This window comes from Embleya sp. NPDC005575 (assembly GCF_040605455.1).
Classification (GTDB): Bacteria; Actinomycetota; Actinomycetes; order Streptomycetales; family Streptomycetaceae; genus Embleya.
On record NZ_JBEXCV010000073.1, the window covers coordinates 35,134 to 41,385 of the forward strand.

Below are 6,252 nucleotides of genomic sequence, written 5' to 3' on the forward strand. Positions count from 1 at the left end.
AGCGTCACGCTATGTCCGCTTGGGTGTGTCGGCGAGTGCCCCGGTGGTGCCCGGGTGATGCGGCAGGCCGGATCAGGCCCGCTTGGTCGTCGGCAGGTCCATCGAGACGCACACGCCGCGCCAGACGTCCTTGGCCTCGACGCCCGCGGCCAAGGCCTCGTGCACGGTCCGCCCGCCCAGCTCGGACATCACGTGGTCGCGGGCGAAGGACTCGGCGTACGAGTCGCCGAAGTGGGCGCGCATGCGTCGCCAGAAGTCGGTGAGTCCCATGCGACCAGTATCCCGGTAGCGCCGACTCGCCGGTCGCCCGCTCGGCGCCGAGCACGAATGTCGGAGCCACGCGGCACCATGGGGAGTTATGCCACACGACGACCCCGCCTCGTTTCCGGCCGGCTTCTCCTCCGCCACCCGGGAGTGGTTCACCGGCGCCTTCCACGCGCCGACCCGGGCCCAGGAGGGTGCCTGGCGAGCCATCGCCGAGGGCAAGGACGCGCTGGTGGTCGCGCCGACGGGGTCCGGCAAGACGCTCGCGGCGTTCCTGTCCGCGCTGGACCGGCTCGCCGCCGAACCGGTGCCGGCCGATCCGCGCCGGCGCTGTCGGGTGTTGTACATCTCGCCGCTCAAGGCGCTCGCGGTCGACGTCGAGCGCAACCTGCGCAGCCCGCTCACCGGTATCCGGCAGGCGTCCGTGCGGCTGGGCCTGCCCGAGCCCGAGGTCACCGTGGGCGTGCGCTCCGGCGACACCCCGGCGGCCGATCGACGCCGCTTCGCCACGAAGCCGCCGGACATCCTGATCACCACGCCCGAGTCGCTTTTCCTGATCCTCACCTCACAGGCCCGCGAGGCGCTGCGCGGGGTGGACACGGTGATCGTGGACGAGGTGCACGCGGTCGCCGGCACCAAGCGCGGCGCGCACCTGGCGCTGAGCCTGGAGCGGCTGGACGAACTCCTGGAACGCCCCGCGCGCCGGATCGGCCTGTCCGCGACCGTGCGCCCGGTCGAGGAGGTGGCCCGATGGATGCGCTCGACCGGCGACGTGCACGTGGTCCAGCCGCAGGCCACCAAGACGTTCGAGCTCTCGGTCGTGGTCCCGGTCGAGGACATGGGCGAACTCGGCTCCGGCAGCGGCGACTTCGACGAGGCCGGCAACGAGCGCAAGACCTCGGTGTGGCCGCACGTCGAGGAACGCATCGTCGACCTGATCCAGGCCCACCGCTCGACCATCGTGTTCGCCAACTCGCGGCGCCTGGCCGAGCGGCTGTGCGGCCGGCTGAACGAGATCGCCTACGAGCGGGCCACCGGTGAGGAACTGCCCAAGGACTCGTCACCGGCCGAGCTGATGGCGCAGGCGGGCAGCAATCGTGGTGCCCCCGCGCTGCTCGCACGCGCCCACCACGGCTCGGTGTCCAAGGAGCAGCGGGCCCAGGTGGAGGAGGACCTCAAGGCGGGTCGCCTGCCCGCCGTGGTGGCCACCTCCAGCCTGGAACTGGGCATCGACATGGGTGCCGTGGACCTGGTCGTCCAGGTCGAGTCGCCGCCCTCGGTGGCCTCCGGCCTGCAACGGGTGGGCCGGGCCGGGCACCAGGTCGGCGCGATCTCGCGAGGCGTGATCTTCCCCAAGTTCCGCGGCGACCTGGTGCAGACCGCGGTGGTCACCGAGCGCATGCGCGAGGGCGCGATCGAGTCGGTGCGCGGGCCGCGCAACCCGCTGGACGTGCTCGCCCAGCAGATCGTCTCGATGGTGTCGATCGAGGACCGCGACGTGGACGCGCTGCTCGCGCTGATCCGCCGGGCCGCGCCGTTCACCGCGCTGCCCGCCTCGGCCTACGAGGCGACCCTGGACATGCTCGCGGGCCGCTATCCCTCGGACGCGTTCGCCGAACTGCGCCCGCGCATCGTGTGGGACCGGGTGGGCGGCGTGCTCTCCGCCCGCCCGGGCGCCCAGCGCCTGGCGGTCACCTCCGGCGGCACCATCCCCGACCGCGGCCTGTTCGGCGTGTTCCTGGTGTCCGGCGACGCGAAATCGCGGGTCGGCGAGCTGGACGAGGAGATGGTCTACGAGTCGCGCGTGGGCGATGTGTTCACGCTGGGCACCTCGTCGTGGCGGATCGAGGACATCACCCACGACAAGGTGCTGGTCTCGCCCGCCCCCGGGGTGCCGGGCAAGCTGCCGTTCTGGCACGGCGACGCGCTGGGGCGGCCGGTGGAACTGGGCCGCGCGCTCGGCGCCTTCGTTCGCGAGGTGGGCGCTCTGCCGGCGAAGCGGGCGCGCGAGCGGGTGGCCGCCGCGGGTCTGGATCCGTGGGCGGTGGACAACCTGCTGGGCTACCTGGGCGAGCAGCGCGAGGCGTGCGGCCACATCCCGGACGACCGCACGATCGTGGTCGAGCGCTTTCGCGACGAGCTGGGCGACTGGCGGGTGGTGGTGCACTCGCCGTTCGGTGCCCAGGTGCACGCGCCGTGGGCGCTGGCCATCTCGGCCCGGCTGCGCGAGCGCACCGGTCTGGACGTGCAGACCATGCACGGCGACGACGGGATCGTGCTGCGGCTGCCGGACTCGGGCGACCCGTTCGGCGAGGCGCCCGACGACCTCGCGGCCGGTGCGCTGCCACCGGACTTCGCGGTGTTCGAGGAGGCCGAGGTGGAGCCGCTGGTGACCGCCGAGGTGGGCGGCTCGGCGCTGTTCGCGTCCCGCTTCCGCGAGTGCGCGGCCCGGGCACTGCTGCTACCGCGCCGGATGCCGGGTCGCCGTACCCCGCTGTGGCAGCAGCGCCAACGCTCGGCCCAACTGCTCGCGGTGGCCAGTGAGTACGGCTCGTTCCCGATCGTCCTGGAGACGATGCGCGAGTGCCTCCAGGACGTGTTCGACGTGCCCGGGTTGACCGGACTGATGCGCGACATCGCCACCCGCGCGGTGCGCATCGTCGAGGTCACCACGACCGAGCCGTCGCCGTTCGCCCGCTCGCTGCTGTTCGGCTACGTAGCGCAGTTTATGTACGAGGGCGACTCGCCGCTCGCGGAACGGCGTGCGGCGGCGCTCGCGCTGGACTCGCGGCTGTTGGCCGAGTTGCTCGGCCAGGCCGAATTGCGCGAACTGCTCGACCCGGAGGTGCTGGCGCGCACCGAGGCCGAGTTGCAGCGGCTCGCCGAGGACCGTCGGGTGCGCGACGCCGAGGGGGTCGCGGACCTGTTGCGGCTGCTCGGGCCGCTGACCGCGGCCGAGGTCGCGGCGCGCTCCACGGACGCGTTCGAGGCCGGTTGGCTGACCGGCCTGGAGGACTCCCGCCGGGCGATCCGGGTGCGGATCGCGGGCGAGGAGCGCTGGGCGGGCATCGAGGACGCCGGCCGGCTGCGCGACGCGCTGGGCACACCCCTGCCGGTCGGCGTGCCCGAGGCGTTCACCGAACCCGTCAAGGACCCGCTGGGCGATCTGCTGGCCCGGCACGCGCGCACGCACGGGCCGTTTCGGGCGGGCGAGGCCGCCGCCCGGTTCGGCCTGGGGGTCGCGGTGACCACGGGCACGCTGGAGCGGCTGGCCGCGGGCGGACAGGTGGTCTCCGGCGAGTTCCGCCCGGGCGGCTCCGGTCTGGAATGGTGCGGCGCGGAGGTGCTGCGGATGTTGCGCCGGCGCTCGCTGGCGGCGCTGCGGCACGAGGTGGAGCCGGTGCCGCCGGTCGCGCTGGCCCGGTTCCTGACCGTGTGGCAGGGCGTGGGTGCGAGCGGAGTGCGCGGCCCGGACGGTCTGATCCGGGTGATCGAACAGCTCCAGGGCGCGAGCGTGCCGGCCTCCGCGCTGGAGAAGCTGGTGCTGCCCTCACGGGTGGTCGACTACCGCCCCGCGATGCTGGACGAGCTGTGTGCGGCCGGTGAGGTGGTGTGGGCCGGACACGGCGCGCTGCCCGGCAAGGACGGTTGGCTCTCGCTCTATCTCGCGGATGCCGCGCCCTACCTGCTCCCGCCGCCGGTGCCGCTGGAGACGACATCGCTGCACACCGCGATCCTGACCGCGTTGACGGGCGGCTACGCATTGTTCTTCCGGCAGCTGACCGAGCGGCTGGAGCTGCCGACGCCGGCGTCCGAGGCGGCGATCGCCGAGGCGCTGTGGGACCTGGTGTGGTCCGGGCGGGTCACCGGCGACACGCTCACCCCGCTGCGCGCGCTGCTCGGCTCGGGCCGCACGTCCGGCTCGACCGCGCACCGGGCCCGGCGGACGACCCCACGCGGGCGGTACGCGGGGCTGAGCCGGGGGCGGCCGGTGGCGCCCGGTCGCGGCGGGCCGCCGACCGTGGCTGGTCGCTGGTCGCTGGCTCCCGCGCCCGAGCCCGACCCGACCCGGCGGGCCCACGCGCTGGCCGAGACGCTCCTGGACCGGCACGGCGTGGTCACCCGCGGCGCGGTGGTCGCCGAGGGCAGCCCCGGTGGCTTCGCCGCGGCCTACAAGGTGCTGAGCGTGTTCGAGGACGGCGGCCGGGTCCGCCGGGGCTACTTCGTCGAGGGTTTGGGCGCCGCCCAGTTCGCCGCCGACGGCGCGGTGGACCGGCTGCGCGCGTTGCAGGGTGCGAGCGAGCGCCGTGAGCCGCACGAGGTGCCCGGCGCGGTGGTGCTGGCCGCCGCCGACCCGGCCAACCCGTACGGCGCCGCGCTGGCGTGGCCGGACCGGCCCGGGGAGAGCGCGGGTGGTCATCGGCCGGGTCGCAAGGCCGGTGCGCTCGTCATCCTGCTCGACGGCGAGCCGATCCTGTACATCGAACGCGGCGGACGCACGCTGTTGTCCTGGACCGACGACCCGGACCGAGTCGGCCCGGCGGCCGAGGCGCTGGCCGCCGCGGTGCGCGCGGGCGCGCTGGGCAAGCTGACCGTGGAGAAGGCCGACGGCGCCGAGGTGCTGACATCTTCGCTGGGCAAGGCCCTGGAAGCGGCCGGGTTCCACGCCACCCCCAGGGGGCTGCGCCTCCGAGGGTGACACCGTTTCGTTACACGAGCGCCCGGTCCGCGAAACACCCCGGTCATGTACGTCGCGCAGGATCGTGGTCACGGAAGGCGACGCCGGGAGCGATCCCGGCGGAGTCGACCGGCACCATCCGCCCGTGGCGACCCTGCACGCGTCACGGTCGGAAGTACATGGATCCGGCGTCGCGAACGTGTTCCTGGCCGCGCGCTCGCGACGTCGGTCCCTGTGCCGCTGTACCTGTGGCGCCGCGACCCCCGGGGTTCGGCCGCACCGACGGGTCCGGGGGGACTCGGAGGGCCGGCCCCGGGCTCGGTCCCCGCCTCGGGACGACGGGCACCCGGGACAATGGGGGAATGCCCGAAGGCGACAGCGTGTATCAGGCGGCGCGCCGGCTGCGTGCGGCCCTGGTGGACCGCCCGCTGACCGTGACCGACTTCCGCGTGCCCGGGCTGGCGACCGTGGATCTGACCGGGCGCTCGGTACTGGCGGTGCTCCCGCGCGGCAAACATCTGCTGACCCGGTTCGAGGGCGACCTGACGCTGCACACGCATCTGCGGATGGACGGCACGTGGGAGATCCATCGCACCGGCACGCGCCCGCTCCCCCGCCCCTGGCACGCGATCCGACTGGTGCTGGCCAACGCGACGCAGACCGCCGTCGGGATGCGCATGCCCGTGGTGGAACTGCTGCGCACCGCCGACGAGTCGACCGTGGTCGGCCACCTGGGGCCGGATCTGCTCGGCCCGGACTGGGATCCGGCCGAGGCCGCCCGCCGCCTGAGCGGCCGCCCGGACCGGCCGATCGGCGAGGCGCTGCTGGACCAGCGCAACCTGGCCGGGATCGGCAACGTGTACCGGGCGGAATTGTGCTTCCTGCGCGGCGTCGCCCCCTGGACCCCGGTGGCCGCGGCCGGCGATCCGCACGCGTGGGTGACCCTGGCGCACCGTCTCCTGGACGCCAACCGCGACCGGGTCGGGCACATCACCACGGGCGATACCCGGCCGGGTCGGCGGCACTGGGTCTACGGGCGCGCCGGTCGCCCGTGCGCGCGTTGCGGCAGCTTGATCCGGCGCGCCGATCGGGGTGACCCGCCACGTGTGACGTTCTGGTGCCCGCGCTGCCAGCCGTCACCCGATGGGAGTACACCCGGTGACCGACGGCCGGGCGGTTCGTCGTATAGGGCATGACCCCGTCCCGGATCGTGCCCGCTCTGGTGTTGCCCGTCCTGTTGTTGGCCTCGGCCGGCTGCACCAGGGCAACTCCGGCGGACCGCTGATCTCTCCGGGCGGCAAGGTCGCCGG

3 protein-coding genes are annotated in these 6,252 nt (G+C 74.2%); 2 read left to right on the forward strand and 1 reads right to left on the reverse strand.

Going from position 1 to position 6,252, the window contains the following annotated elements; genetic code table 11:
- Positions 1-72: 72 nt before the first annotated feature.
- Entirely contained in the window at positions 73-270 is a 198-nt protein-coding gene (locus ABZS54_RS23790) for a DUF3046 domain-containing protein (RefSeq protein ID WP_355539510.1), read from the reverse strand.
- 88 nt (positions 271-358) lie between these two features.
- Between ABZS54_RS23790 and ABZS54_RS23795 the strand changes: the two genes are divergently transcribed.
- Both ABZS54_RS23795 and ABZS54_RS23800 read left to right on the forward strand, forming a co-directional pair.
- Positions 359-4,963 (forward strand): ATP-dependent helicase, encoded by a 4,605-nt coding sequence (locus ABZS54_RS23795; RefSeq protein ID WP_355539513.1) that lies wholly within the window; start codon positions 359-361, stop codon positions 4,961-4,963.
- A 341-nt stretch (positions 4,964-5,304) separates the two neighbouring features.
- A complete protein-coding gene (locus ABZS54_RS23800) occupies positions 5,305-6,138 on the forward strand; it encodes a DNA-formamidopyrimidine glycosylase family protein (protein ID WP_355539516.1) in 834 nt (277 codons plus the stop codon).
- Positions 6,139-6,252: the final 114 nt, after the last annotated feature.